The 24451-nt window shown below is 64.0% G+C and carries 24 protein-coding genes; 15 read left to right on the plus strand and 9 right to left on the minus strand.

Annotated elements, in window-relative coordinates:
* The first annotated feature begins 4 nt into the window (after positions 1-4).
* Positions 5-484, plus strand: a complete 480-nt coding sequence (locus tag U2H20_RS07550; protein WP_430591681.1) for a hypothetical protein — start codon at positions 5-7, stop codon at positions 482-484.
* A gap of 101 nt (positions 485-585) precedes the next feature.
* On the opposite strand, the gene U2H20_RS07555 is transcribed toward U2H20_RS07550, so the two are convergent.
* The 5 genes from U2H20_RS07555 to U2H20_RS07575 all read right to left on the minus strand — a co-directional run bounded on the left by U2H20_RS07555 (position 586) and on the right by U2H20_RS07575 (position 7260).
* Complete coding sequence (locus U2H20_RS07555; protein ID WP_430591682.1) at positions 586-1170, minus strand: antibiotic biosynthesis monooxygenase; 585 nt, start codon at positions 1168-1170, stop codon at positions 586-588.
* A 63-nt stretch (positions 1171-1233) separates the two neighbouring features.
* Positions 1234-2283, minus strand: a complete 1050-nt coding sequence (locus tag U2H20_RS07560; RefSeq protein WP_430591683.1) for a lipoate--protein ligase family protein — start codon at positions 2281-2283, stop codon at positions 1234-1236.
* A gap of 23 nt (positions 2284-2306) precedes the next feature.
* Entirely contained in the window at positions 2307-3200 is an 894-nt protein-coding gene (locus U2H20_RS07565; RefSeq protein ID WP_430591684.1) for an alpha/beta hydrolase, read from the minus strand.
* A 12-nt stretch (positions 3201-3212) separates the two neighbouring features.
* On the minus strand, positions 3213-5480 hold the full coding sequence (locus U2H20_RS07570; RefSeq protein WP_430591685.1) for an ATP-binding cassette domain-containing protein: 2268 nt from the start codon (positions 5478-5480) through the stop codon (positions 3213-3215).
* A gap of 187 nt (positions 5481-5667) precedes the next feature.
* Positions 5668-7260: an MFS transporter gene (locus U2H20_RS07575; protein WP_430591686.1), complete on the minus strand. Its 1593-nt coding sequence runs from the start codon at positions 7258-7260 to the stop codon at positions 5668-5670.
* A gap of 204 nt (positions 7261-7464) precedes the next feature.
* On the opposite strand from U2H20_RS07575, the gene U2H20_RS07580 reads away from it, so the two are divergent.
* The 4 genes from U2H20_RS07580 (at position 7465) to U2H20_RS07595 (ending at position 10421) form a co-directional block, all read left to right on the plus strand.
* Entirely contained in the window at positions 7465-8628 is a 1164-nt protein-coding gene (locus U2H20_RS07580) for an LLM class flavin-dependent oxidoreductase (RefSeq protein ID WP_430593612.1), read from the plus strand.
* Positions 8625-9254 carry a CE1759 family FMN reductase gene (locus tag U2H20_RS07585; protein ID WP_430591687.1) on the plus strand — a complete coding sequence of 210 codons (630 nt, stop codon included), beginning with the start codon at positions 8625-8627 and terminating at the stop codon, positions 9252-9254. The genes U2H20_RS07580 and U2H20_RS07585 overlap by 4 nt, the downstream gene beginning before the upstream one ends.
* The gene (locus tag U2H20_RS07590) at positions 9251-9751 is read left to right on the plus strand and encodes a MarR family winged helix-turn-helix transcriptional regulator (protein WP_430591688.1); all 501 of its coding nucleotides are present in this window, start codon (positions 9251-9253) and stop codon (positions 9749-9751) included. The genes U2H20_RS07585 and U2H20_RS07590 overlap by 4 nt, the downstream gene beginning before the upstream one ends.
* 70 nt (positions 9752-9821) lie before the next feature.
* Entirely contained in the window at positions 9822-10421 is a 600-nt protein-coding gene (locus U2H20_RS07595; RefSeq protein WP_430591689.1) for a nitroreductase family protein, read from the plus strand.
* Positions 10422-10516: 95 nt separating this feature from the next.
* Here U2H20_RS07595 and U2H20_RS07600 read toward each other — a convergent pair whose 3' ends face one another.
* A complete protein-coding gene (locus U2H20_RS07600; protein WP_430591690.1) occupies positions 10517-11173 on the minus strand; it encodes a response regulator transcription factor in 657 nt (218 codons plus the stop codon).
* Positions 11151-12740: a sensor histidine kinase gene (locus U2H20_RS07605; RefSeq protein WP_430591691.1), complete on the minus strand. Its 1590-nt coding sequence runs from the start codon at positions 12738-12740 to the stop codon at positions 11151-11153. The genes U2H20_RS07600 and U2H20_RS07605 overlap by 23 nt, the downstream gene beginning before the upstream one ends.
* Positions 12741-12837: 97 nt before the next feature.
* Between U2H20_RS07605 and U2H20_RS07610 the strand changes: the two genes are divergently transcribed.
* The 4 genes from U2H20_RS07610 to U2H20_RS07625 all read left to right on the plus strand — a co-directional run bounded on the left by U2H20_RS07610 (position 12838) and on the right by U2H20_RS07625 (position 15926).
* A complete protein-coding gene (locus U2H20_RS07610) occupies positions 12838-14208 on the plus strand; it encodes a phosphotransferase (RefSeq protein WP_430591692.1) in 1371 nt (456 codons plus the stop codon).
* Positions 14209-14211: 3 nt separating this feature from the next.
* Entirely contained in the window at positions 14212-14685 is a 474-nt protein-coding gene (locus tag U2H20_RS07615) for a hypothetical protein (protein WP_430591693.1), read from the plus strand.
* Positions 14686-14851: 166 nt separating this feature from the next.
* Positions 14852-15514, plus strand: a complete 663-nt coding sequence (locus tag U2H20_RS07620; protein WP_430591694.1) for a hypothetical protein — start codon at positions 14852-14854, stop codon at positions 15512-15514.
* Between the two features lie 94 nt (positions 15515-15608).
* Entirely contained in the window at positions 15609-15926 is a 318-nt protein-coding gene (locus U2H20_RS07625; RefSeq protein WP_430591695.1) for a PLDc N-terminal domain-containing protein, read from the plus strand.
* Between the two features lie 98 nt (positions 15927-16024).
* Here U2H20_RS07625 and U2H20_RS07630 read toward each other — a convergent pair whose 3' ends face one another.
* Positions 16025-18091 (minus strand): transketolase family protein, encoded by a 2067-nt coding sequence (locus tag U2H20_RS07630; RefSeq protein WP_430591696.1) that lies wholly within the window; start codon positions 18089-18091, stop codon positions 16025-16027.
* Positions 18092-18188: 97 nt separating this feature from the next.
* Here U2H20_RS07630 and U2H20_RS07635 point away from each other — a divergent pair, with 97 nt between their 5' ends.
* The 6 genes from U2H20_RS07635 (at position 18189) to U2H20_RS07660 (ending at position 23635) form a co-directional block, all read left to right on the plus strand.
* Positions 18189-19349: an ROK family protein gene (locus U2H20_RS07635; protein WP_430591697.1), complete on the plus strand. Its 1161-nt coding sequence runs from the start codon at positions 18189-18191 to the stop codon at positions 19347-19349.
* Positions 19350-19453: 104 nt separating this feature from the next.
* The gene (locus U2H20_RS07640) at positions 19454-19906 is read left to right on the plus strand and encodes a PTS sugar transporter subunit IIA (protein ID WP_430591698.1); all 453 of its coding nucleotides are present in this window, start codon (positions 19454-19456) and stop codon (positions 19904-19906) included.
* 14 nt (positions 19907-19920) lie between these two features.
* On the plus strand, positions 19921-20193 hold the full coding sequence (locus tag U2H20_RS07645) for a PTS sugar transporter subunit IIB (RefSeq protein ID WP_430591699.1): 273 nt from the start codon (positions 19921-19923) through the stop codon (positions 20191-20193).
* A 59-nt stretch (positions 20194-20252) separates the two neighbouring features.
* Entirely contained in the window at positions 20253-21761 is a 1509-nt protein-coding gene (locus tag U2H20_RS07650; protein WP_430591700.1) for a PTS ascorbate transporter subunit IIC, read from the plus strand.
* Between the two features lie 195 nt (positions 21762-21956).
* Complete coding sequence (locus U2H20_RS07655; RefSeq protein ID WP_430591701.1) at positions 21957-22376, plus strand: MarR family winged helix-turn-helix transcriptional regulator; 420 nt, start codon at positions 21957-21959, stop codon at positions 22374-22376.
* Between the two features lie 2 nt (positions 22377-22378).
* Positions 22379-23635 (plus strand): MFS transporter, encoded by a 1257-nt coding sequence (locus tag U2H20_RS07660; protein WP_430591702.1) that lies wholly within the window; start codon positions 22379-22381, stop codon positions 23633-23635.
* A 24-nt stretch (positions 23636-23659) separates the two neighbouring features.
* Here U2H20_RS07660 and U2H20_RS07665 read toward each other — a convergent pair whose 3' ends face one another.
* Entirely contained in the window at positions 23660-24439 is a 780-nt protein-coding gene (locus U2H20_RS07665; RefSeq protein ID WP_430593613.1) for a sulfite exporter TauE/SafE family protein, read from the minus strand.
* Positions 24440-24451: the final 12 nt, after the last annotated feature.

Consider the following 24451-nt stretch of genomic DNA (forward strand, 5'->3'; position numbering starts at 1 on the left):
CCCGATGACGCCTCCTCAGCAGCCGAAACCACCAGGCGACGGTTCGATCCCCCCGCTTCCACCGCCCGCCGGATACCTGTCCGAGCGCGAATCGCTCGCTGCGCTTCGAGGCGATCAGCGTGATCCGCTGGTGCCGAGACGACCGCCGATGCAAGCGAGCGAACGGGCCGCGGGCGAACCACCCGAGCTCGACCCGAACGAGGCACCGACCCCGATTCAGCGGATCTCTGCGGTCTGCATCCTGCTGCTCGTGCTGATCGCGTGCATCCCGCACCTTGTCGCACCAATCGTTGCTGGGATCTTCGCGCTCGTCGCACTCCCGCTGTCATGGATGTGGGCTCGCGTCACGGTCGGCCGCCGACGAAGCGCCTTCCTGACAACCGCTGGGATCGCGTTGATCGCCCTCGTGCTGTCGATCATCATGCCGATCATCTACCTCGAGATGGGGACGATCACGATTCCGGACAACCCGCCGCTGCCCTAGCGCGAGCGGGCGAGCGGGCGAGCGGAATTCTGGTGTCAGTGCTCCTTGAACGCCGCTCCATTGAGCGTCGTTCCGCTGGGCCCGATCTCTCAAGCCACGTTCTACTGAGCGCCGCCGGGACTTTCCTCATCGATGCGCCGAGGTGATCGCTGCAGCCACGGACGCAACTGCCGGGTCACGAACGGCAACACCAGGTACACCATGATCGGTGTGAGCAGCAGTGTGGTTGCAAGCACTCTCGTCCAGAGTGGGAGTTCGAGGAACCCTGGAATCAGTCCGAGCATGAACGTCGCCGCCAGGTTGACCGGGAAGAAGCCGAGCCAGATCGAGACGGCCTGTTTCCAGCGTGGCGGAGCGGCGATCGTCGCACCATCGGAGGCGACGTCGAACCAACCTTCGATTCCGCTACGGCGTTCCACCCTCGATGTCACCGCGAAGTCGGTTCCCGCGGAACTCCACGCGGCTCGCTCCTCAGAGTCTTCCCAACGTTCAAGCGAATCGACGTCGGTGAAGCGGTACAGCATGTACCAACGGTCGTCGTCGGGTCCGCTGCGCACCCAGCCGGAGCCGAGAAATCCATCGAACGTTGCTGCAAGGTCTATGCCGGATCGCACCCAGTCGATCGCCTCGTGTTCCCTTGTGGGGTCGACGTGACGTTCAACGGCGACCGTGATCGGGGTCGTCATACGAACTACTGTGCACCACGAACGTTTCTCCTGTGTTGCACGTGACGTCGACCATCGTGTGGATTACGGAACGCGGTGCCGCCATTCCTGCGTCGAGAACTTCGACTCGACGAGCGCTTCTGCTGCTTCGCGCTCGGAGGTACTGATCTCGTCGCTCGCGCCGCCGTAGAGCGCACGGAAGGTGTTCACGAATGCGTCGATGACCTCCGCTCGGGGCATGCCCGTCTGGCTGCGCAGGGGATCGACCCGCTTGGCGGCACTCTTCGTGCCCTTGTCGCTCATCTTCTCGCGGCCGATGCGGAGCACCTGCACCATCTTCTCGCCGTCCATGTCGTACGACAGCGTTGCGTGGTGCAAGACAGCGCCAGAGCCGAGCCGCTTCTGCGCAGCACCGCCGATCTTGCCGCTTGGCGAAGTGATGTCGTTGAGCGGCTGGTAGCTGGCGTCGATGCCGACTCCCTGCAGCGCCTGGATCACCCAGGCGTCAAGGAACGCGTAGGAATCTTGAAAGCTCATGCCCTGCACGAGGTCACCGGGAACGTACAGCGAATAGGTGATCGCGGCTTCGGGCTCGACGAACATCGCGCCGCCACCGGAGATCCGGCGGACGACCTCGAAGCCGTACTTCTCGGCGTTGTCAGGGTCGACTTCGTTCTTGAAGGACTGGAATGATCCGATGATGACGGCGGGGCTCGCCCACTGCCAGACACGGAGCGTCGGGCCGCGCCTCCCCTGCCCGACCTCGGCGGTGAGCACCTCGTCGAGGGCGAGATTCATGGCGGGAGATTCGGCGTCGCCGAGAATGATCGACCACTCGTAATCGGTGAACGCGGTTGCGGTCGCCAGCGCTCGGCGAATGGCGACGCCGACGCTCTCTGGAGTGAAACCGAGCATCTGGGTTTCGCTCGGGAGCGCCGCGCGGATTGCGGTGCCGATCTCGTTTGCCGTGCTCGTGACGGGCAAGCCGTTCACGGCATCGTTGATCGCGAGTAGCGCTTCGTCTGGCTCGAGGAAGAAGTCACCGGCAAGCGCGAAGCCTGTAATCAGCCCCTCTGATTCCTCGAGATCGACGACGACGAGTTTGCCGCCCGGGACCTTGTATTCTCCGTGCACGATACTCCCTTCCGCGTTCGAGACTATCGGCGCGGCGCGACGGGCGCTTGGCCGATCAAATGCTGATCGAGCCATTCGACCGTGTCGTTCATGACGCGATCTTTGTTGAGCTCGTTGAAGATCTCGTGGCGACCGCCTGGGTACACCGTGAGCGAGACGTCGCTGAGCTTGCTCCGCTCCCGGAGTGATGCCGCGAGCGCCTGCGCACTCTCGGTGCCGCCGAGCGAATCGTCGCTGCCGATCGCGATGTGCACGGGGACGTCGCGGCGCAGGTTGCGCTTCGGACGGCCGAAGAGCTTCGCCGCTTCGAGGTAGCCGAAGTTCTTGGCGGGATCGGCTGCGAACGTCAGCGGGTCTTCTGCGAAGAGCGTGTGCACGTTCTCGTCGCGGGAGAGCCATTCGAATCCGGTGGTGCCGAGGTGCTTGTGCCGCGCATTCAAATCGCCGGCGTTCATTTTGCCCGGCACCCGGTACGCGGTGCCAGAGAGAACGAGCGCGTCGATTGCCTCGGGGTTCGAGTTGAGAAGTCGCTGCGCGATGAGCGAACCCCAGCTGTGCCCGATGAGGCCGACGGGCAGGTGCTCGTGGCGGCCGCGGATGCGCTTGAGCAGGAAGAGCAGGTCCCCCTGCACTGCGACGATTCCGCCAGCACCGAGTTTGCCGAGTTTCGTGGTGTCACCGCCGTGCTGCGCGAGACCTGTTGCACCGTGGCCTCGTTGGTCGAGCGCATACACGCCGTAGCCTGCCTCGTTGAGCCGGGCGGCGAGGTGCTCGTAGCGCAGCGCGTGCTCGCCAAGACCGTGGGCGATGAGGATGATCGCCTTCGGCTTCGCAGGAAGCCACGAGTAATAGTGCACGGTGACGCCCTGCAGGTCGACGAAGGTGTCGTCATTGCGGGTCGCGGTAAAGCGTGGCACGGCTTGTCCTTTCTACAGTGCGACCGGGGACCGATGCGCGAGGTGCACTCCGGTCAGTGACGGGTCTCCGGCCTTCGATGCTTCGACGAGCGCTGAGGGAGTGCCCGTGAAGACTACTGCTCCTCCGCCCTCGCCAGCACCCGGGCCCATGTCGATGATCCAATCTGCTCTCGCCATGACATCGAGGTTGTGTTCGATCACGATGACGGTTCGCCCCGCATCGACGATGCGGTCGAGCAGCGCAATGAGGTTCTCCACATCAGCCATGTGCAGGCCGGTCGTCGGCTCGTCGAGCACCATGATCGCGGCGTCTGTTCCTATTTCGATCGCGAGCTTCAGGCGCTGACGCTCGCCACCGGAGAGCGTATTGAGCGCTTGGCCGAGCGTGACGTAGGAGAGTCCGACATCGATGAGGCGGTCGAGCATGGTCGTGACGACCTTCTCGGTGAAGAACGCTCGCGCCTCTTCGATCGACATCGAGAAGACCTCGCTGATGTTCTTCTCGCGGAGTTTCAGTTCGAGGACTGCAGCGGTGAAGCGCTTCCCGTTGCAGAGTTCGCACGGTGTTTCGACGCCGGCCATGAAGCCGAGGTCGTGCAGGATCACGCCGAGGCCCTTGCACTCCGGGCAGGCTCCCTCGGAGTTTGCGCTGAACAACGCGGGCTTCACACCGTTCGCACTCGCGAACGCCTTCCGGATCGGTTCGAGGATGCCCGTGTAGGTTGCCGGATTCGACCGGCGCGAACCACGGATCGGGGTTTGGTCGACGAACGACGCGCCCTCTTTTGGCATGCAGCCGTGAATCAAGGAACTCTTGCCGGAGCCTGCGACCCCGGTGATCACGACGAGCACGCCCTTGGGAACATCGACATCGACGGTGCGCAGATTGTTCTGCGAAGCCCCGCGGATCTCAATGACACCGCGGTGCGCACGCACCTCGGTCTTGATGCTCTGCCGCTGATCGAGGTGCTGCCCCGTGAGCGTGCCGGAGGCTTTGAGCTCTGCGGGTGTTCCCGTGAACACGACCTGCCCGCCATGGGTCCCCGCACCCGGGCCCATGTCGACGATGTGATCGGCGATCGCCATGACTTCGGGCTTGTGCTCGACCACGAGCACCGTGTTGCCCTTGTCGCGCAACTGGGTGAGGAGGACGTTCATGCGTTCGATGTCGTGCGGGTGGAGTCCGATGGTCGGCTCATCGAACACGTACGTGACATCGGTGAGTGCGCTGCCGAGATGACGAACCATCTTGACGCGTTGCGCTTCACCGCCCGAGAGCGTGCCCGCCGGCCGATTGAGGCTGAGGTACCCGAGCCCGATATCGACGAATCCGCGCAGCAGTGCAGAGAGCTTGTCGAGCAGCGGCGCCGTTGCGCTACTCGACGCTGCATCGAGTTCGAGGAGGAACGTCGCGAGGTCGTCGATCTGCATCTCGGTGAGCTGGCGAATGGTCTGGCCTGCGAGCGTGACGTTTCTGGAGTGCTCGTTGAGTCTTGCGCCCTCGCATTCCGGGCAGATATCGAAGCTCGCGATGCGTTCGACCGCGGCGCGCATTGCCGGCTTCATCGAGTCGAGGTCCTTGCCCGCGTAGCTCTTCATGACCTTCGGGATCAACCCTTCGGAGGTCATGTTGATCCCGGCGAGCGAGACCTTCTTCTCTGGGCCGTACAGGAACTCCTCGAGTTCTGCGCCCGTATAGTCCTTGATCTTCTTCTCGGGGTCGAGGGTGCCGCCCTCGGCGTAGAGCCGCCAGTACCAGCCTCCGACGTTGAAGTTCGGGAAGTCGATCGCGCCTTCGGTGAGCGACTTCGAGCGGTCCACGAGTGCATCGACATCGATCGCCGAGACGTTCCCGCGGCCTTCGCAGCGAAGACACATGCCACGTGGGTCATTGAAACTGAACATGATCGGCGAATGCAGTGCCGGCGTGCCGATCTCAGCGAACAGGGCTCGGAGCATCGTGTAGGCATCGGTGGCGGTGCCGACCGTCGAGCGGGCGTTCGCCCCCATCTGGTCCTGGCTCACGATGATCGCCGCCGTGATGCCCTGGAGTTCGTCGACCTCGGGCTGCGGAACAGGCGGCATGAAATTCTGCACGAAAGCCTCGTAGGTCTCATCGATGAGGCGGCGGGACTCGGCAGCGATCGTTCCGAACACGAGCGATGACTTCCCGGAACCCGAGACTCCCGTGAAGACCGTGAGCGCGCGCTTCGGGATGTCGAGCGTGACGCCCTGCAGGTTGTTTTCTCTGGCGCCGACGACTCGAATCATTTCTCGCATGCCCGCATCCTACGTCTGCGATACGACAGCACACGAGGACCGCTTCGATGCGCTGTGATCACACCCGGCTTCGCAACCCTCACCCGACCAAAGGACGGCAGCAACAACACGAGGGCGGAGCCGCGCACTGTACGCGACCCCGCCCAAGGCATCTGGGATTCCGACTGAGCTCAGACTCCTGCTGAGCTCAGACTCCTGGCTTTGCGTCGTCAGTCGACGCCGGAGCACCGGCCCCGACCACCTGCAGCGGCATCGTGCTGGTGTCGATGAGCGGATCGGAATCCTGCCCCTCGACGAGCGCCACCGCCTCCGCTTGGGTTTCGACCGTCGGCATCGAGCCGAGCAGCGGGCGTCGCGCGCTCTCTTTCATCGAGAGCAGCGCGATGCTCGCCACCACGGCGAAGAACATGACGTAGAACGCAGGCATGTAACTGTTGCCCGTGAGCTGGATCAGCGCCTCGCTGATGAGCGGCGTCGTTCCGCCGAAGAGTGACACGGAGACGTTGTACGCCAGCCCCATCGCTCCGAAGCGGCTTGCCGTCGGGAACATCGCGGGCAGTGTCGAAGCGGCGATCGCAGCGTAGAACGCGAGCGGCACGGCGAGCATCACGAGTGCGAGCAGCACCGCCCAGATCAGGCCGGTCTGCATGATCGCGAAGGCGGGCAGCGTGAGCACGAGTGTCGAGATGACCGCGCACCAGTACAGCGGCTTCCGCCCGATCTTGTCGCTCAGACGCCCGATAAAGGGGAGCATGCACGCGAGCAGGATCAGCACGGGCACGGTGGCCACCGCCGCCATCACGTTGCTCACTCCGACCTCGGTTTCGAGGTATGCGGGCATGTAGCTCGTGAGGGCGTAGCTCACGGTGTTCGTCGCAGCGACGAGTGCGACGGCAATGAGGAGCGGACGCCAGTACAGGCGCACGATTCCGCGGAGTCCCTGGCGAGCCAATGGGTCGTCCGCGTTGTGCACGGTTTCGCCGCTCTGTTCGGCATCGGCGTACGCGGGCGTCTCGGGGATCCGCAGCCGGAACCAGATCGCCACCGCACCCAGCGGAATCGCGAGCAGGAACGGAATGCGCCACGCACCATCGACCATCGCGGTCGGTCCGGCGATCGATTCGCTCACGAAGGTCGTAATGGCGACGACGGACGCACCCGCGGCAAACCCGAGGTAGGAGCCGACGTCAAGGAACGACGACCAGAATCCGCGGCTCTTGTCCGGAGAGAATTCGGCGACGTAGGTCGATGCTCCTGCGTATTCACCACCGGTGGAGAAGCCCTGCACCATTTTCAGGAAGTACAGCAGCACGATCGCCCAACCGCCGATCGCGGCCGAGGTCGGGAGCATCCCGATGAGTCCCGTGGCGACGGCCATCATGGCCATCGTGACGAAGAGAACTTTTTGGCGACCGATCTTGTCGCCCAGGGGTCCGAGGACCATGCCGCCGAACGGGCGGACGAGGAAGGAGACCGCGAATCCGAGAAGCACGATAAGAAGGCCGACGTTTTCGTCGAAGCCGGTCGTGAAGACGGCGGTCATGGTGACGGCGAGGTAGCCGTAGATGCCGAAGTCGAACCACTCCATGAAGTTTCCGACTGCGGTGCCACTGATGGCGGTACGAATTTTCGAGCGTTTGACGACGAGGACGTCATCAACTTCTAAGCGACGGGTGGTGCGGCGATGTCTTGGTCTTCTTTCGCCCGGAGTGCGTGGACCTGAGCCACGCGCGGTGGCCCCGATTGTTGCGAACTGGCGGTCGTCTGTTGAACCAGACATCGGCTCCTCTCCGGGCGCACCGTGGCGCGCCAGGGTTTGTCGTTCGAGATCGTTCATCCCCCGGCTGGGGACACGGCGAACTACTATAGCGAGATCAATTTTTGGGACTTCGGAATACACAGCGCCAAACCGCGTTGCTACTATTGTTCAGATTTGAAATAAACGAGTGCGAGTCATCGCAGGAGCGAGGATCCCATGAGCACCATGCAGTTTGGTCTCTTTTCAGTCGGCGACGTCACGATGGACCCCACCACCGGCCGCACTCCGACAGAACACGAACGCATCAAGGCAATGGTCGCGATCGCCCTGAAAGCCGAGGAAGTCGGCCTCGACGTCTTCGCCAGCGGCGAGCACCACAACCCGCCATTCGTACCCTCCAGCCCGACCACCCTGCTCGGCTGGATCGCGGCCCAAACCACGACCCTCCAGCTCTCCACGGCGACCACCCTCATCACGACCAATGACCCCGTCAAGATCGCCGAAGATTTTGCGATGCTGCAGCACCTCTCCGACGGGCGTGTCGACCTCACCCTCGGTCGCGGCAACACCGGTCCCGTCTACCCATGGTTCGGCAAAGACATCCGCGATGGCATCGAGCTCGCGATCGAGAACTACTCGCTGCTCCACAAGCTGTGGCGCGAGCCGGTCGTGAACTGGTCGGGCAAGCACCGCACGCCACTCACCGGCTACACCTCGACGCCCGCGCCGCTCGACGGAATCCCACCGTTCGTCTGGCACGGCTCGATCCGCAGCCCGCAGATCGCCGAGCAGGCCGCGTTTTACGGCGACGGCTTCTTCCACAACAACATCTTCTGGACCTCCGACCACGTTCGTCAGATGGTTCGCCTGTACCGCAGCCGCTTCGCGCACTACGGCCACGGCACCCCGGAAGAGGCGATCGTCGGCCTCGGCGGCCAGGTCTTCATGCACAAGAACTCCCAGGAGGCCATCCGCCAGTTCCGCCCCTACTTCGACGTCGCGCCCGTCTACGGCCACGGTCCGAGCCTCGAAGACTTCATGGAGCAGACGCCACTGACCGTCGGAAGCCCACAGCAGGTCATCGACCGCACGCTCGGCTTCCGCGACCACGTCGGCGACTACCAGCGCCAGCTGTTCCTCATGGATCACGCAGGCCTTCCACTGGAAACCGTGCTCGAACAGATCGAGATCCTCGGCACCGAGGTCGTCCCGGTCCTCCGACGCGAATTCGATGCACTGCGCGCGCCAGGAGTTCCGGACGCCCCCACCCACGCGAAATTGCTTGCAGCACGGGGCGGGAATTCCGAGACAATGGCTACACAGCAGGATGCCTCGAACGCCGATGTCGACACCGCTGCAGCAATCGCACCTGAACGGAGCAATGCATGAGCCACGCACCACAGCGACTCGTCGTCGTCTCAGCAGGGCTCAGTGAGCCCTCGAGCACGAGCTTGCTCGGAGAACGCATCGCGAGCGCCACCCTCGAAGCGCTCAAAACACACGGCCAGGAAGCCACCGTCACGGTCGTGAACCTCCGCCCGCTCGCCACCGCCATTGCACACCACATGCTCAGCCACACGCCGAGCGCCGAACTGCAAGCCGCCATCACCGCCGTGGTCGACGCAGATGCGCTGATCGCAGTGACGCCAACGTTCAACGGCTCATATTCCGGACTCTTCAAGTCGTTCTTCGACATCATCGAGGCCGGTCAGCTCGACGGCATCCCGACCGCGCTCGCCGCGACCGGTGGCAGCGCCAGGCACTCGCTCATGCTCGATTTCGCGATGCGCCCGCTCTTCACCTACCTCCGCAGCACACTCACGCCGACTTCGATCTATGCGGCGACCGAAGACTGGGGATCGAGCGACAGTGGCCTTCCCGGCCGCATCACTCGCGTCGGAACCGAACTCGCCGGAGCGATCATCGGCACTCCGCGGCACCGCGCGAGCGATCCCTTCGACGAGTCGAGCGGCGACTTCGAAGATTTCGCGAGCCTGCTCGGCGGCGCACGGTGACCCCCGTCGAAGCGGCGCAGGCCGTTGCCCGCGAGCAACAGCTCCGGGCATGGCGCTCGTACTTCGAGGCAACGGCGATGCTGACCGCAGAGCTCGACCGGCTCCTGCGCAAGGACTGCGGGTTCGGGCACGCCGAGTTCAACATCCTGCTCATGCTCAACGAGGCCCCGGGTGGCACCCTGCGCATGGGTGACCTCGCGCGCGAGATCGCGTTCCAACCCGGCCGACTGACATACCAGATCGGCATTCTCGAAGATCGCGGATGGGTGCGCCGCGAGCGCGATGCCGACGACGGCCGAGTCACCAACGCCTTCATCACCGACCTCGGTCGTTCGACACTGCGTAAAGCACGCCCGAAGCACGCGCGCCACGTCGACTCGCTGTTCTTGAACTTCGTCGACGACGCGAATGCCGCGACCCTGATCGACCTGTTCGTACCGCTTCGCGAGCGCCTGCTCGCTGAGCGGACCTGCCCAAAAAGCAAAGACGAGTGCTGAACCGCTGCAGCGACCCCGCGCTCACCCCCTGCTCTCACCAGAGCAGACAGTTTTGACCAGAAAGAATGCAATGACGAACTCAGTAAAGACCGCCTCGACCGTCTACCCGGTGCTCGATGTACTGCGCGAGCGCTGGAGCACGCGGGCGTTCACCGAAACGCCAATCGACCGCCGAGCGCTTGCGACCGCCCTGGAAGCAGCAACCTGGAGCCCCAGCGCATTCAACGCGCAGCCGTGGCGTTTCATCGTCGGATTCGCAGGCAGCGAGGTCTTCGATCGCATCGTCGACACGCTCATCCCGTTCAACCAGAACTGGGCGAAGGGTGCGAGCGCGCTCATGCTGACCGTTGCGCAGTTGCGCGACGCTGACGGCCGCGAACAGAAGACGGCACTCTACGACCTCGGCCAGGCGATGGGTCACTTCGCAGTGCAGGCCAGCGCCGAAGGATTCCACTTCCGCCAAATGAGCGGACTGAGCCCGACGCGGGCTGCCGAGGCATTCGGTCTCAGTGACGACTACCGTGTCGTCTCCGCAGTGGCGATCGGCTACCTCGGTGAGCCAGAACTGCTCGACGAGGACCTCCGCGAAGCAGAGACCACGCCCCGCGAGCGCAAGCCGCTCTCTGAGGTGCTCATCGAGGACGACGGGCTCCTCGACGCGATCCAGTAAGGCATTCGAGGCGCGAAAATGCCGCCTCGACGAACAAAGCGCTCGCCCCCTGTGCAAAGGGGGCGAGCGCTTTGTTGTTTGCAGAGGCTCCGAAACTATTCCAGTCGGTACCCGACGCCGCGCACTGTCTCGAAGCGTTCACTGCCGAGTTTGTTGCGCAGGTAGCGCACGTAGACGTCGACGACATTCGAGCCCGGATCGAAATCGAAACCCCACACGCGACTGAGCAACTGCTCGCGGCTGAGCACCTGCCCCGCGTTCCGCACGAACTCTTCGGCGAGCGCGAACTCCCTGGCCGAGAGATCGACCTCGCGACCTGAGACGCGCGCTCGCCTCGTCCGGATGTCGAGTTCGAGTTCCCCGCGCGCGAGCGTCGAAGTTTGCACGGGTTCTGTCGGCCGCAATCGAAGCCGAACGCGAGCAAGCAGTTCGTCGAATCGGAACGGCTTGCCGAGATAGTCGTCAGCCCCACCGGTGAGGCCCGCGACCGTGTCTTCGCTGCCAGTGCGCGCGGTCAGCATGATGACGGGCAGTGCACTGCCGGAGCCGCGAAGGCTCTGCAGCACTTCGAAGCCGTCGATGCCCGGCAGCCCGACATCGAGCAGCAGCAGATCGAACTCCTCGGTGAGGGCGAGGTCGAGCGCCTCGGTGCCGGTCCCGACGATCCGGGTCGCGAACCCGGCTGCTCGGAGTCCCTTCTCCACGAAGGCGGCGATTCGCGCCTCGTCTTCAGCGATCAGTATCGATGCCACGAGGCTCCTTGGTTTCGAGGTGGTGCGCGGGCGGTTGCGCGTGCATGAGCGGCACTCGCAGTGAGAACACGCTGCCGGTTCCGGCGGAGTCCGTCGCTGCGTCGCGCACGACGACGGATCCGCCGTGCGCGCGAGCGATCATCCGGACGATTGCGAGGCCGAGCCCGGTGCCCGGAGCTTTTGGAGCTGGTGCTGCCGAGGGCGAGGGCGCCACCTGGGCGGCGGCTCCAGGCGCTACCGGAGCCGGTCCTGCCGAGCCGGCTCCCGGCGTGGGTGTCGAACCGCGCATGAACCGTTCGAAGATCCGTTCCTTGTCGGCGTCGGGGATCCCAGGGCCGTGGTCGCGAACCGAGAACACCACGGCATCGGATTCGACGCGGCTGCCGATCACGATCGGACCTGCCGCGTGGGTGATCGCGTTCTGCACGAGCTGGATCACTGCTTGCGTGATCCGCTCGCCGTCGAGAACGGCGACGACGTGTGCCGTCTCGCCCTGCTCGATGGTTGCTCCCCCGAGCGCTGCACTCTTCTGTACCAGCAAACTCGTGAGTTCTCCAACGTCAACGGGCGAGGGTCGCAGTGGCGCGGCCGACTCGAGCGATGATGCCCGAGCGATGTCTTGGACGAGACCCGCCATCCGGTCGAGCTCATCGATCGCAAGCTCTCGGGCCGCGGCGACATCGCTCGGGTCTTTCGCGTCCATGAGTTCGAGGTGCCCGCGCACGATCGTGATCGGCGTCTTCAACTCGTGACCGACGTCACTGAACAAGCGCCGCTGCGCCGTCGCCGAATGATCGAGCCGGTCGAGCATCGCGTTCACCGTCGTGGTGAGTTGGGAAACATCGTCGTTTCCCGTCACGGGAATTCGTTCGTCGAGCGAAGACTCCGAGATGCGGTCGGCCGCGAGCCGGAGCGTCCGGATCGGACGGAGCAATCGCCCGGAGATGAGGAACGCGACGATGACGATGATGAGCAGGATGATCGAGCTCGAAATCACATAGGCCTGTGCTGCCTGGGTGAGTTCCGAGAACTCCGCGTTCACGTCGTAGGCGGTGACGAAGATCGCCTCCTGGTCGTTCGCGACTCCGTCGATTGTGATCGACGTTGCGATGTAGCGCAGCGCGAGCCCATCGACCGCGTAGGTCCCCATGACTGTTCCGCCCGCTCGAACCTCGGCGACGATGCGGTCGACGAAGCCGGGCACGCTCTCCAGCGCGACGTGCACGCCGACGCCGGGAACCCAGGTTGACTTGCCGTCGACAATGCCGAGGGTCCCCGTATTGTCGTCCGGTGCATGGCGCTGCACCACGCTGCGAAGCGCTGTCGGAGCGTCGGTCCAGCTGGCCGCCTGGTCTTCGCTCACGATGAATTCAGCGCTCTGCAGGCTCGACATCAGTTGCGTGTCGATCTGCTCGAGGATTCGGGAACGCTCGACGAGGAACGCGGTCACCCCGGCCGCGAGCATACCGAGTGCGGTGATGACGGCGATGACGCTGACGATCCGGGTCCGCACCGAGACGACCGGAGCGCGAAAACGACGCTTCCGTGCATCGGGATCGGGCGTCATGAAGACCATTATCGCGAGGCGCGGCATGGATTCCGCTGCGAATGAGAATCCTCTCATCTGCGCTGAACTCGGCCCGCTCGAATGCTGAAATGTCAGTATGCGTCCGGCCGAAGAGCTTCTCCTCGAGGCGCTCGGTCTTGAACGCTCGACGCCGCTCAGAACGACGAGTGCCGAACCGCTGGGCCGAGGCCTCGTCACGGGAATTCAGCTTGCCCACGAGGGCGAGACTCTCCATTACTTCGTCGACACCTCCGGCGTTGCCGTTGACCAGGAGACGGGGTTGGTGAGCGCCGGCCCCGAGCCCGACGGCGCGACGGCAGACGCTGGACGCGTTCCCGGCGCCGATGCACCCGCACGAATCTGGCTGCATCCCGCTGATCCGCATCTGCCACCGCTGCTGCCGATGGCGTTCGAGCAGTCGGCCGCTGCACTGCTGCAACGGTTCGGGCTCACGCTGCTCTCGCCTCCGGTCATGCTCGTGTACCGGGCCGGCAAGCGCGCCGTGCTGTCCGTGGAGACCTCGGAGCATGGCCGATTGTTCGTGAAGGTGCTGCTGCAACGCCGCGTGGAGCGGGTGCATGCGCTGCACAAGCAGCTGCTCGATGCTGGAATCCCAGTGCCAAAGCTGCTCGGGTGGTCTCGCACGGGTCTGCTGCTGCTTGAAGCGGCAAAAGGCACCGCCGGGGAGCGAGTGCTCCTCACCCGGCAAACGGGTGAGATCCTCGCCGCGATCGACGCCCTGCGCGACACGCTCGCGAGCGCGGAGGTCCCCGTGTCGGAGCGCGCTTCGCTCGGAACGAGAACTGAGTGGTACCGAGATCGCCTCCACGAAACCTCGCTCGATCGCCGCGCACTCGACGACGCCACCAAGACTCTGGAGCGTGCGAGCCGGGACCTCAAGGCCGCTCCCGAGTTCGCACGCCGAGCAATTCACGGTGACCTGCACATTTCGCAGCTCTTCTTCGGCGCAAGTGGCGCCAGCAGCACGGCATCGACGAGCAGCGATCCCCAGGGCACCGCTCACTCAAAACCCGGACCACTTCGCGTGACGGGGATGATCGATGTCGACACGGTCGGACTCGGGGATCCCGCGGACGACGATGCGGCCTTCATCGGTCACGCCTTCGCAAGCAGCCTGCTCGTGCGAGATGCGATGAGCCGGAGCCGATGGGAATCGCTCGCCTGGAGCGCGCTGGAACGCTGGGAACCGTTGCATGGCGTGCGGACCCGAGCCCTCCTCGCGATCCACTGCGTTGCTCACGCGCTCGGCGCTGCTGCGAGCGGAGATCACGGGAAGGCCGAAACACTGATCGGCGCCGCCCGGCATCTCCTCGATCGCGACGATGAGGGTGCGAAGGAACGAATGAGAGCGTTCTCATCTCCGGCTCCTTTGGCTCTCACAGACGATCCGCACACTGGTTTTGGGAGCGAACACCTCCCGCATACGACTTCCTCAGAATCGGAGTAGAACATGAGTAAATGGATCGCAGTCAGCGGCATCAGTGCCCTGAGTATCGGCTTGCTTGCAGGTGGCGCCACCGCGGTTGCCAACACGATGCAGATCGAAGACGCTGCCGGTGAGCAGGTTCAGGCGAACGGCATCTCCGGCTCGGTCGCGGTTGAGAAAGCATTGCAGCGCGGATCACTCTCGCTGGCTCCGGGAACGAACGGCTACACCGTGGTCACCGCTCCCACCGCAGTGAGCGTCCACTCGATCTCGACGCCGAGCGAGAGCCCGAATGCTTCGCAGGGACCGAGCTCGGGCACCCCGAGTTCGCCGAGCACCCCGCCGACTGCGTCGCCGGCCAGCCCGGTCTCGACGCCATCACCGGTGACCCCGCCGAGCCCCGTCTCACCGCCGACTCCGGTATCGCCAGCCAGCCCGATCACTCCGGCCAGCCCCGTCACCCCGGCCAGCCCGGTCTCGGCACCGTCGAACAACTAGAGCGGCATCGCACCGACACAACCCGGTGACGTCACAACCCAGAACCATCACAAACCAGAACCATCACAACCCAGGAGCACCGCATCGAGCCAACCTCGATGCAGCAACGGCCGGAACCGGGCACTCGCCCAGTTCCGGCCGTTGCGGCGTTGCTACGCTAAAAACCGTGGTCTCAAACTGGAAGCGTCGCCGCTCTGCAAAGAAACTGCGCCCCGGCGATGGTCGACCACTGCAGCGATTTCGGTGGTGGCAACTCCTCTCACGCTCGCTCTTCCACCTTCGACTCACCGACGCACAGGGCGAACGGCAGACGTACTCGGTCGATGTCCGTCACTTCGGCGACTCCGACGGCGAAGTTCGAGCGCACTTCTTCCTGAACGACACGCACCATGCGCAATCGAAGCTGCCCGCGATGCTCGAAATACCCGGTGGCGCGATTGAGGTCGTCGTGAGCACCTACGGGATCCGTCGCTGCCACTTCATCGGCGACAACGGAGTGCAGCGCCAGCTCACTCCCGACCCTGCCTCCGGTGAAGGTCGGCGGGCACGACTCGATCGCGACAACCCCGGACTCAGTAGAGCGATCGGGTTCGCTTCCTTTGCGATCCTTGCCGTAGCGCTCGTGCTCGGGCTCCCGCAGATCATCGAGCAGATCACGAACATCGACATCGTTGCCGAGAACGTCGGCACCTTTACTTCACCGATTCATCTGCCCGGCTGGCTGAACATCACCCTCCTGGTCGCCTCGATCATCGCGAGCATGGAGCGCGCGCTTCGTCTCCGTTACAACTGGATCCTCGACGGCGGGCTCTTCGACGGCGACGACTGAGTTCGCATTCGCGCGACCGCCCGCTTCGTTGTATTCGCAGTGCCGTCATGGCGAAGCCATTGTCGCCTCGGCTGGCAATCGTTAGTGTCGAAGTATGGAAGCACCACCGATCGTCGTCGTTGTGCTCGCAGCCGTCGTTGTCGTTCCCTTGCTCGCGAGCATCGTGTGGATGTTCATCGATGTTCCTCGAAACGACGCGCTTCCGATGCTGACGAAGGCGCTCTGGCTGCTCGGAACGTTCATGCTTCCACTGCTTGTCCCGGTGCTCTACCTCGCGTTCGGCGACCGCTGGGTGGTCGACTTCCGGCAGAATTCCGCAGGGTTCAGCCTCGCGTTCGAGCGCGCGCGCTTTGTGCCGCGTCCGCGACCCGGTTCAGGTCGATTCTCCGCGCGTCGCTGGCGGATGCTGTAACGCCGTAACCCTAAGCGCCTCTCGCAGAACGCACGCCAAAGCAAACGAGCGGAGCCACGCCTCGCCTGACTCCGCTCGCTCATCCTGCAACGCAACGATTACGGCCGCTGCAACTGCGCCTTCGCAGCCTCGATCACCGATTGTGCGGTGATCCCGCGTGATTCGAGCAGCTCAGCGCCGCTTCCAGATTCGCCGAAGTCGTTGATTCCGATGACCGTTCCCTCGAGGCCGACCCAGCGGTACCACGCGTCCGGCACGCCAGCCTCGATCGCAACGCGACGGTGGATTTCCGCCGGGAGCACGAGTTCTCGGTATTCCGCCTCTGCCTCGGCAAACCATTCCACGCTCGGAATCGACACCACGCGAGCCTCGACGCCCTCATCGGCGAGCGCCTTCGCAGCCTCAACGGCAAGGTGCACCTCGCTCCCGGTCGCGAGCACGGCGAGGTCGAGACCGGCACCGTGCTGCCAGACCACGGAACCAAAGGCCGATGGAGCGCATCCTTCACTGCGTTCCAGCACTGGAATGTCCTGTCGCGACATCACGAGTGCTGCGGGGCCGCTGTGCGGACGTTCGCTCGGAAGCAGGAGGTGCTTCCAGACCTCGACGACCTCTGCGGCATCCGCAGGTCGCACGACCGCGAGCCCTGGCACAGTGCGCAAGGAGGCAACCTGTTCGACCGGCTGGTGCGTTGGTCCGTCTTCGCCGACCGCGACCGAATCGTGAGTGAACACGTAGAGCGCAGGAAGCCCCATGAGCGCAGCGAGCCGAATGCTCGGGCGCATGTAGTCGCTGAAGACGAGATACGTGGAGCCGAAGGGACGCCACAGACCGTGCAGGGCGATACCGCTCAGTACCGCGGCCATTGCGTGCTCACGGATTCCGAAGTGAATGAAATCTCCGGCAGGGTTTGCAGCGTCGACGGCGGTGCCGGCGACAGCGACGTTGGTCGATCCGGAGAGGTCTGCTGAACCGCCCCACAAGCCACCCCATGGCTGCAGTGCCTGGATGATCGCGCCGTTGGTCTTTCGAGTTGCGACCATCGCACCCGGCGTGATCTCGATGTTCTCGAGCGCTGCGGCGACGTCGGCGCCGGGCCCGGCGAGCAGTTCGTCACGACGAGCCGCGAGAGCGGGGTTGCTCGCACGCCAGGCAGCTTCACGCTCGTTCCATTGCGCGTGCAGTTCGGCACCTCGGGTGATCGCGCCGCGCGTGAACTCCAGGGCCTCCGGCTCGACGAGCTCGTGCAGGCTCGCGTTCGCTTCGAATCCGAGGGACTGCTTGATCGCGCGCACCTCCTCGTCGCCGAATCCACCGGAGTGCGCAGCGGGCTTGCCGGAGAACGCCGCGGATGGTGCGCCGATCACGCTCCGGAGGGCGACGAGCGTGGGTGCTCCCTTGAATTCCTGTGCTTCACGGAGCGTCTGCTCGATGACGTCGAGGTTCTGGAACTCGTCGATCTCGAGCACGTTCCAGCCGTACGCGCGGTAGCGAGCACGGACATCCTCGGAGAACGAGATATCGGTGCCGCCGTCGATCGTGATGCTGTTGTCGTCCCAGATCATGACGAGATTGTCGAGACCGAGCGTCCCGGCGAGGCTCGATGCCTCAGCTGAGACACCCTCCTGCAGGCAGCCGTCGCCTGCGAGCACGAACACGGTCGAGTCGAAGACGCCACTGCCAGCTCCGTGCAGCGCCGAATCGCGGCGAAGCGCGAGCGAGAGCCCGACGGCACTGGCCACACCCTGACCGAGCGGTCCCGTGCTCATCTCGACGCCGGGCGTGTGGTGGAGTTCCGGGTGACCGGGGGTGCGCGAGCCGAGGCTGCGGCTCTTCGCGAGCTCCTCGAGTTCGAGCCCGTAGCCCGTGAGATGCAGTTGCGTGTAGAGCAGCAGGCTCGCGTGGCCTGCGGAAAGAATGAAGCGGTCCCGACCCGCCCACTGCGGGTCGCTCGGGTCGTGGCGCAGCACCCGCTGGAACAGCACGTGCGCGAGTGGCGCCATCGCCATCGCAGTGCCGCCGTGCCCGTGCCCCTTCGCGTTCACGACTTCGGCGGGAATCGCCGTTGCGGCCGCGACCGCACGCTGCTCTGCGTGGCGCGCTGCGGGACTCTGGGAAGCGTGCTTCGAACCGGATTCGTGACCCGGCAAGGTTTCTCTCGTCATGGAGTTCACTTTGGTATACATTTATACATAAGTCAACTCTCGACTTCCGTCAAGATATGGGCGCCCTCTCGGAAACCCATCCAGCCCAAGGAGCCACATGGCGCGCATGCTTGCAACAGGCTCGGGCGTCGTCCTTGAGCTCATCCGCTCCGGGGAGGCGACCACGCGAACCGACCTCATCGAGCACCTCGGATGGTCGCGCGTCACGCTCGCTCGCCGGCTCGACGAACTCAGCGAAGCCGGGTTCATCGTGAGCGCGGGGCAGCTCGACAGCCGCGGCGGCAGGCCTCCACAGGAATTCGCCGTCAACAAAGACGCGGGTCTCCTGCTGGCAATGGACATCGGGAGCTCGCATACCCGCGTCGGGATCACCGACCTCATCTCCAACGTGCTGCTTGAAGACGAGGCAGACATCGGCCTCTTCGACGGCCCGGACGAGATCTTCTCCTGGGCGCGGCAGGTCTTCGACTTCCTTTTGCGCAAGCTCGAGAAGAACATGAGCGAAGTGCGGGGCATCGGCATCGGCGTTCCCGGCCCCGTGGACGCCGAGAACGGCCGCCTCGGCAGCCCGCAGCTCGATCCGCGCTGGGACAACGTGCGCGTCGCCGACTACCTCGAGAGTTTCGACGCTGTCATCGCGGTCGATCGAGACGTCAACATCCTCGCCGTCGGAGAATCACGGCTCGGTTGGCCCGAATATCAAGACCTCGTCGTCGTGAAGGCTGGGATCGGCGTCGGCTGCGCCTACGTTCTCGACGGCCGCATCTATCGCGGCGCACGCGGCGGCGCGGGTCAGCTCAGCGCTCCCCTTCGCAACCGGCTGAGCGAACCGCTCCACCGCCTCGAGACTGTTGCCAGCGGCGCGACCATTCGCGACTCGCTCACCACCTCGGTCCGTACGAGCGCAGACATCGTGACGCTCGCGAACAGCGGCGACAAAGAAGCGCTCGGGCTTTTGTCTGAAGTTGGCGAAATCATCGGCTACACGATCGCCGACGTCGTCGGCCTGCTCAATCCCGCCGCAGTGGTCATCGGCGGCAATCTCGCTGCAGCCGGCGAACCCTTCATTGGCGCGATCCGCCGCGCGATCTTCAGTGCTTCACACCCATTCCCGCGCCAGGCGCTCGTCGTCGAGCGCTCTCGCCTCGGCAACAAGGCGGGCGTGCGGGGTGCCTCGCTGCTCGCCCAAGACGCCCTCTTCGAGAGCGACCGAGTCAGTCGCATCACTCGAAAGCTCCCCAAAACTTCCACAAACTGAATACTTTCGCTCAGTAGTGACCATAAGTCACGAAAATCGCGCTAGGGTCTATCTGCAAGCCCGCGTGAACGACGCGCGGGCGACCACCGATGAAGGGAACCCGAGTGAACCTCGCTGACCAACTCCCCATCGAGGCGATTCAGACCCAAGCAAGCGCAGCAGATTGGCAAGCAGCCATCCGCCTTGCAGGAGAAGGCCTCGTCGCGACCGGAGTCACCACGGCCGAATACACCGACGAGATGATCGCGGCAATCGACGAACACGGCCCGTACATCGTCGTCGCTCCTGGATTCGCACTCGCGCACTCCCGACCCTCACCCGCAGTCCAGCGCACCGGCATCAGCTGGGTCGGGCTCGCGAACCCGGTGAAGTTCGGTCACAAGACCAACGACCCCGTCTCCCTCGTCGTCGGTCTCGCAGCGACCGATCACGATGGTCACATTGAAATGATGTCCGCCCTTGCGGGTGTCCTCGCAGACGAAGCAGTCTTGAAGACACTCATTGAAGCGGAAACCCCTGAACACGTGCGTGAAATTCTCACGCGCGTGAGCGAATAACGAAAGGTCACACCATGAAAATTGTTGCAGTCTGCGGCATGGGAATCGGTACGTCCGTCCTGCTCAAGATGAACGCCGAGAAGGCACTCCGTGCGCTCGATGTCGACGCTGATGTAGAAGCAGCAGACATCGGAACAGCACGCGGCGCAGCTCGCACCGCGAAGATCGTGCTCACCTCCGACGAACTCGTCGACGAAATCGGCGACGTTCCTGCCGAGGTCATCGTGATCAACAACTTCACCGATCTCAACGAGATCACCGAAAAGCTCAAGACGGCGCTCGCCTAACTCCAGGCCAGCACTCTCCCCCACACCCAACACCACAGCACCCATAAAAGGAGACCCCAATGGAGTGGTTGGTCGTAGTCCTGAATTTCATCGGACAACAGATCCTCAACGTTCCCGCCTACCTCATCGGTATCATCACCGCGGTCGGCCTCATCGCGCTTCGACGCAACTCTGGTCAGGTCATCGGCGGTGGCCTCAAGGCTGCGCTCGGCTTCCTGATCCTCGGCGCTGGCGCCGATGTGGTTGTTGGCGCACTGACACCACTTGGTGACCTGATCCTCGCGGTCACAGGCGCCCAGGGAGTCATCCCGACCAACGAGGTCATCACCGCGATCGCATCCGAGCAGTTCGGTGCAACCTCGGCGTACGTCCTCGTGCTCGGCTTCCTCGTGATGCTTGCACTCGCACGCTTCACACCGCTGAAGTACATCTTCCTCACCGGACACCACATGGTGTTCATGGCCCTCATGATCACGGTCGTGCTCTCGGTCAGCTTCACCGCTGAACTCGGATGGCTCGTCGTCGTCCTCGGCGCCGTGCTCCTCGGAGTCATCATGGTCGTCATGCCGGCATTCGCTCACCCGTGGATGAAGAAGATCACCGGCGACGACACCATCGCAATGGGTCACTTCGGAACGCTCGGCTACATCGCAGCAGGTGCAACCGGTAGCGCCGTCGGCCGCCGCAGCCGCTCGACCGAGGAGATCAAGTTCCCACAGGGAATGCGCTTCCTGCGCGACTCGATGGTTGCGACCTCCCTCTCGATGGTGCTCATCTACATGGTGTTCGCAATCTGGGCACTCATTGCACTCCCCCGCGACGAAGCGCTCGGCTTCTTCGGCAGCGAGGACGCTGGTGCGTTCATCATGGATGCGTTCGCTCAGGCCCTGATGTTCGGTGTCGGTGTCGCGATCATCCTCTACGGTGTCCGCACCGTACTCGGTGAGCTCGTTCCTGCATTCCAGGGAATCGCCGAGAAGGTCGTTCCTGGTGCGAAGCCTGCGCTCGATGTGCCGATCGTCTTCCCGTTCGGTGCAAACGCAGTCCTCATCGGATTCCTCTCCTCGTTCGCTGGTGGTCTCGTGACCCTCGTCCTGCTCGCGATCTGGCTGAACCCTGTGTTCGGTCTCGCGCTGATCCTGCCGGGTATGGTCCCCCACTTCTTCACCGGTGGTGGCGCTGGTGTCTTCGGAAACATCACGGGTGGCCGTATCGGTGCAGCCGTCGGTGGATTCGTCAACGGTGTGATCATCACGATCCTCCCCGCGATCCTCCTGCTCGTCCTCGGCGAGTTCGGATTCGCGAACAGCACCTTCGGTGACGCTGACTTCGGTTGGTTCGGAACCCTCATCGGTGTCAGCCTCCTCGGCGGTCAGACCCTTGGCGTGATCCTGAGTATCGTGATCGCAGTCGTCCTCGTGACCGCTGCCACGATCTTCCAGATCAAGGTCGTCAACACGGGCTGGGTTCCTGGAGCAAAGCGCGATGCGTACCTCGAAGGCATCGCAGCCGACAAGGCTGCTGCGGACAAGGCCGCGAAGGAACAGGCAGACGCTGCAGCGAAGTAACTCGCAGCATTGCACAGGAGGGGCTCGGCGCTTGCCGGGCCCCTTTTGCATGCCCGGCGCCGATGGGCCTGGAGCAGGGAGCTATTCGCCCGGTGCCAGCGAAGCGCAATGCGAGCGCATCGCGAACGCAGTTCGAGCGCAGTTCGAGCGCATCGCGTAAACTTATTTGCATTGCTAATGAGTTATGCTAAAGAGATGCCCAGATCACTCTCGCTCTCTGACGAGCTGCGCGTCGCGGTCGCCCGCCTCTCGCGGCGAATCCGTCAGTCTCGCGCCGACACGACGCTCTCATTTCCGCACTACAGCGCGCTCGGCTCGATGCGCATGATCGGCGTGTGCACGCTCAGCGAACTCGCCGAGCAGGAACAGGTGACCGCGCCCTCGATGAACCGGACCGTGAACTCCCTGGTCGAACACGGCTATGTTGCGCGAACCCCGCATGCAAGCGACGGCAGGAAGCTGATGCTCGAGATCACCGAATCCGGCGACCTCATGATCGAGCAGACCAAGCGGCAGCGGAACCTGTGGCTGGCAGAACAGCTCGACGCGCTCACGCCCGCTGAGCGTTCCACCCTCAGCGCCGCCATCCCTCTCTTGCAGAGGCTGGCGGAGTAACGGTGTTCAGATCACTCAGAATCTTCAACTACCGCACCTGGTTCTTCGGTGCGCTCGTCTCCAACGTGGGCGCCTGGATGCAGGGCACCGCGCTCTCCTGGCTCGTCCTCACGCAGCTCACTGACAACGACGCAACTGCGGTCGGCATCAACATGGCGCTGCAGTTCGGCCCGCAGCTGCTGCTCGTCCCGATCTCCGGTGTCCTCGCCGACCGCTTCGACCGACGGCACATTCTGCTCGTCACTCAAAGCTGTCTCGGCGCATTCGCCCTCACCCTCGGCATCATCACGACCCTCGGCCTCGTCGAACTCTGGATGGTGCAGTGCTTCGCGCTCGCCTTCGGTGTCGCAATCGCGTTCGACAACCCAGCTCGTCAGGCCTTCGTCTCGGAGCTCGTCGACAAGAGCGAGATCTCGAACGCCGTTGCGCTGAACTCCGCCTCGTTCCACGGCGCCCGCCTCATCGGCCCGGCCGTTGCAGGGCTCGCGATTGCGCTGATCGGAACAGGCCCTGTGTTCTTGGTGAACGCGCTCACCTTCGTCTCGATCATCGTCGCGATCCTGCGCCTCCGGAAGTCGGAACTGATCCCGACCCCGAAGGTCGCGCGCGGCAGCGGCGGGATCGTGCAAGGCATGAGGTACGTGAAGAACCGCACCGACATCGTGATCATGCTCTCGATGGCGTTCCTGCTCGGCACCTTCGGACTGAACTTCCCCATCTTCATCTCCACCATGACCCGCATCGAGTACGGGCTCGACGCCGATATCTTCGGCGTGCTCTCGTCCTCGATGGCGATCGGCTCAGTGAGCGGAGCCCTTTTGGCTGCCCGCGCCGACCGGCCGCGCTACCGACTCATCATCGGCGGGATGGGCGCATTCAGTCTCGCCTGCCTCGCGGCCGCGCTCTCGCCCAACATCTGGGTGTTCTCCGTGACGCTCATCGTCGCCGGATTCACGGCGCAGCTCTTCATGACGAACGCGAACTCGACCGTGCAGCTCACGACCGCGCCAGAGATGCGCGGCCGGGTCATGGCGCTGTACTCGGCGGTCTTCCTCGGCGGGATCCCGATCGGTGCGCCACTGCTCGGCTATATCGCCGACCTCTTCGGCCCACGCTACGCAATCGGTGTCGCCTCGTTCGCGACACTGCTCGCGTTCATCATCGGTGCGGTCTGGATCCTGAAGGTTCGCAAAGTCGAGCAGGCGGTGCGCGATGCGACCATCACGCATCCGCCGACCGAGCCCATCATGTTGCGCTGATTCGCGCCGCACTGCAGCGCACGGCTACTTCTTGCGGCTTGTGATCGCCTCGATGATCATGCGGATCGCGATCACGATGATGAGCGCGGCCAGCAGGTAGTTGGCGACTTCAGGGTCGAGATTGACCGCGAGTAGCGCTCCGAGCGGTGTGATTGCGCAGGCGGCGACACCGATGATGACCGCTGCAACGAGGTCGACGTTCTTGCGTCGCGCGTTCGCGATGGTGCCCGAGACTGCGGTCGGGATCATCATCAGCAGCGATGTTCCCTTGGCGACGAGGTCACTCGCGCCGAAGACGACGATGAGGATCGGCACGACGACGATGCCGCCGCCGACGCCCAGGAGCCCGGAGAGAACTCCGGTCAACACCCCGAGCGCGACGAGACCGGCGCCCGTGATGAACGACATCGTCAGGTCGGAGTCGCGATCTGGGACGGTCAAGAACAGTTGCACGACCATCACGATGAGGAAGACGATGAAGGCCCAGCGGATCACGGTGTTCGAGAGGCGTTCGAGCAGCCATGTCCCGATCTGCGCACCGACAATGGCGCCCGCGGCCAGAATCGCGGCGACGAGCAGATCGACAGCGCCGGCGATGGCATAGCTGACGACACCGACAGCCGCGACGGGAACGATCGCGGCAAGCGAGGTGCCCGAGGCTTGCTTACGGCTGAGTGAGGTTGCCCAGAGGAGCGCGGGAACGATGAGGATTCCACCGCCGATTCCGAACATGCCGGACAAGAAACCGGCTGCCATTCCGATGAGAATGAAACGAATGTAGGGGCGCCGTTCCTGCTGAGTCATCACCAAACTATT

Source organism: Humidisolicoccus flavus (assembly GCF_045689595.1).
GTDB lineage: Bacteria > Actinomycetota > Actinomycetes > Actinomycetales > Microbacteriaceae > Humidisolicoccus > Humidisolicoccus flavus.

Bases quoted from the DNA above. Each gene is read 5' to 3' on its own strand.
- U2H20_RS07550 (WP_430591681.1), top strand. From the start codon at position 5: ATGACGCCTCCTCAGCAGCCGAAACCACCAGGCGACGGTTCGATCCCC.
- U2H20_RS07555 (WP_430591682.1), bottom strand. From the start codon at position 1,170: ATGACGACCCCGATCACGGTCGCCGTTGAACGTCACGTCGACCCCACA.
- U2H20_RS07570 (WP_430591685.1), bottom strand. From the start codon at position 5,480: ATGCGAGAAATGATTCGAGTCGTCGGCGCCAGAGAAAACAACCTGCAG.
- U2H20_RS07575 (WP_430591686.1), bottom strand. From the start codon at position 7,260: ATGTCTGGTTCAACAGACGACCGCCAGTTCGCAACAATCGGGGCCACC.
- U2H20_RS07580 (WP_430593612.1), top strand. From the start codon at position 7,465: ATGCAGTTTGGTCTCTTTTCAGTCGGCGACGTCACGATGGACCCCACC.
- U2H20_RS07585 (WP_430591687.1), top strand. From the start codon at position 8,625: ATGAGCCACGCACCACAGCGACTCGTCGTCGTCTCAGCAGGGCTCAGT.
- U2H20_RS07595 (WP_430591689.1), top strand. From the start codon at position 9,822: ATGACGAACTCAGTAAAGACCGCCTCGACCGTCTACCCGGTGCTCGAT.
- U2H20_RS07605 (WP_430591691.1), bottom strand. From the start codon at position 12,740: ATGACGCCCGATCCCGATGCACGGAAGCGTCGTTTTCGCGCTCCGGTC.
- U2H20_RS07610 (WP_430591692.1), top strand. From the start codon at position 12,838: ATGCGTCCGGCCGAAGAGCTTCTCCTCGAGGCGCTCGGTCTTGAACGC.
- U2H20_RS07615 (WP_430591693.1), top strand. From the start codon at position 14,212: ATGAGTAAATGGATCGCAGTCAGCGGCATCAGTGCCCTGAGTATCGGC.
- U2H20_RS07625 (WP_430591695.1), top strand. From the start codon at position 15,609: ATGGAAGCACCACCGATCGTCGTCGTTGTGCTCGCAGCCGTCGTTGTC.
- U2H20_RS07630 (WP_430591696.1), bottom strand. From the start codon at position 18,091: ATGACGAGAGAAACCTTGCCGGGTCACGAATCCGGTTCGAAGCACGCT.
- U2H20_RS07635 (WP_430591697.1), top strand. From the start codon at position 18,189: ATGGCGCGCATGCTTGCAACAGGCTCGGGCGTCGTCCTTGAGCTCATC.
- U2H20_RS07645 (WP_430591699.1), top strand. From the start codon at position 19,921: ATGAAAATTGTTGCAGTCTGCGGCATGGGAATCGGTACGTCCGTCCTG.
- U2H20_RS07650 (WP_430591700.1), top strand. From the start codon at position 20,253: ATGGAGTGGTTGGTCGTAGTCCTGAATTTCATCGGACAACAGATCCTC.
- U2H20_RS07655 (WP_430591701.1), top strand. From the start codon at position 21,957: ATGCCCAGATCACTCTCGCTCTCTGACGAGCTGCGCGTCGCGGTCGCC.
- U2H20_RS07665 (WP_430593613.1), bottom strand. From the start codon at position 24,439: ATGACTCAGCAGGAACGGCGCCCCTACATTCGTTTCATTCTCATCGGA.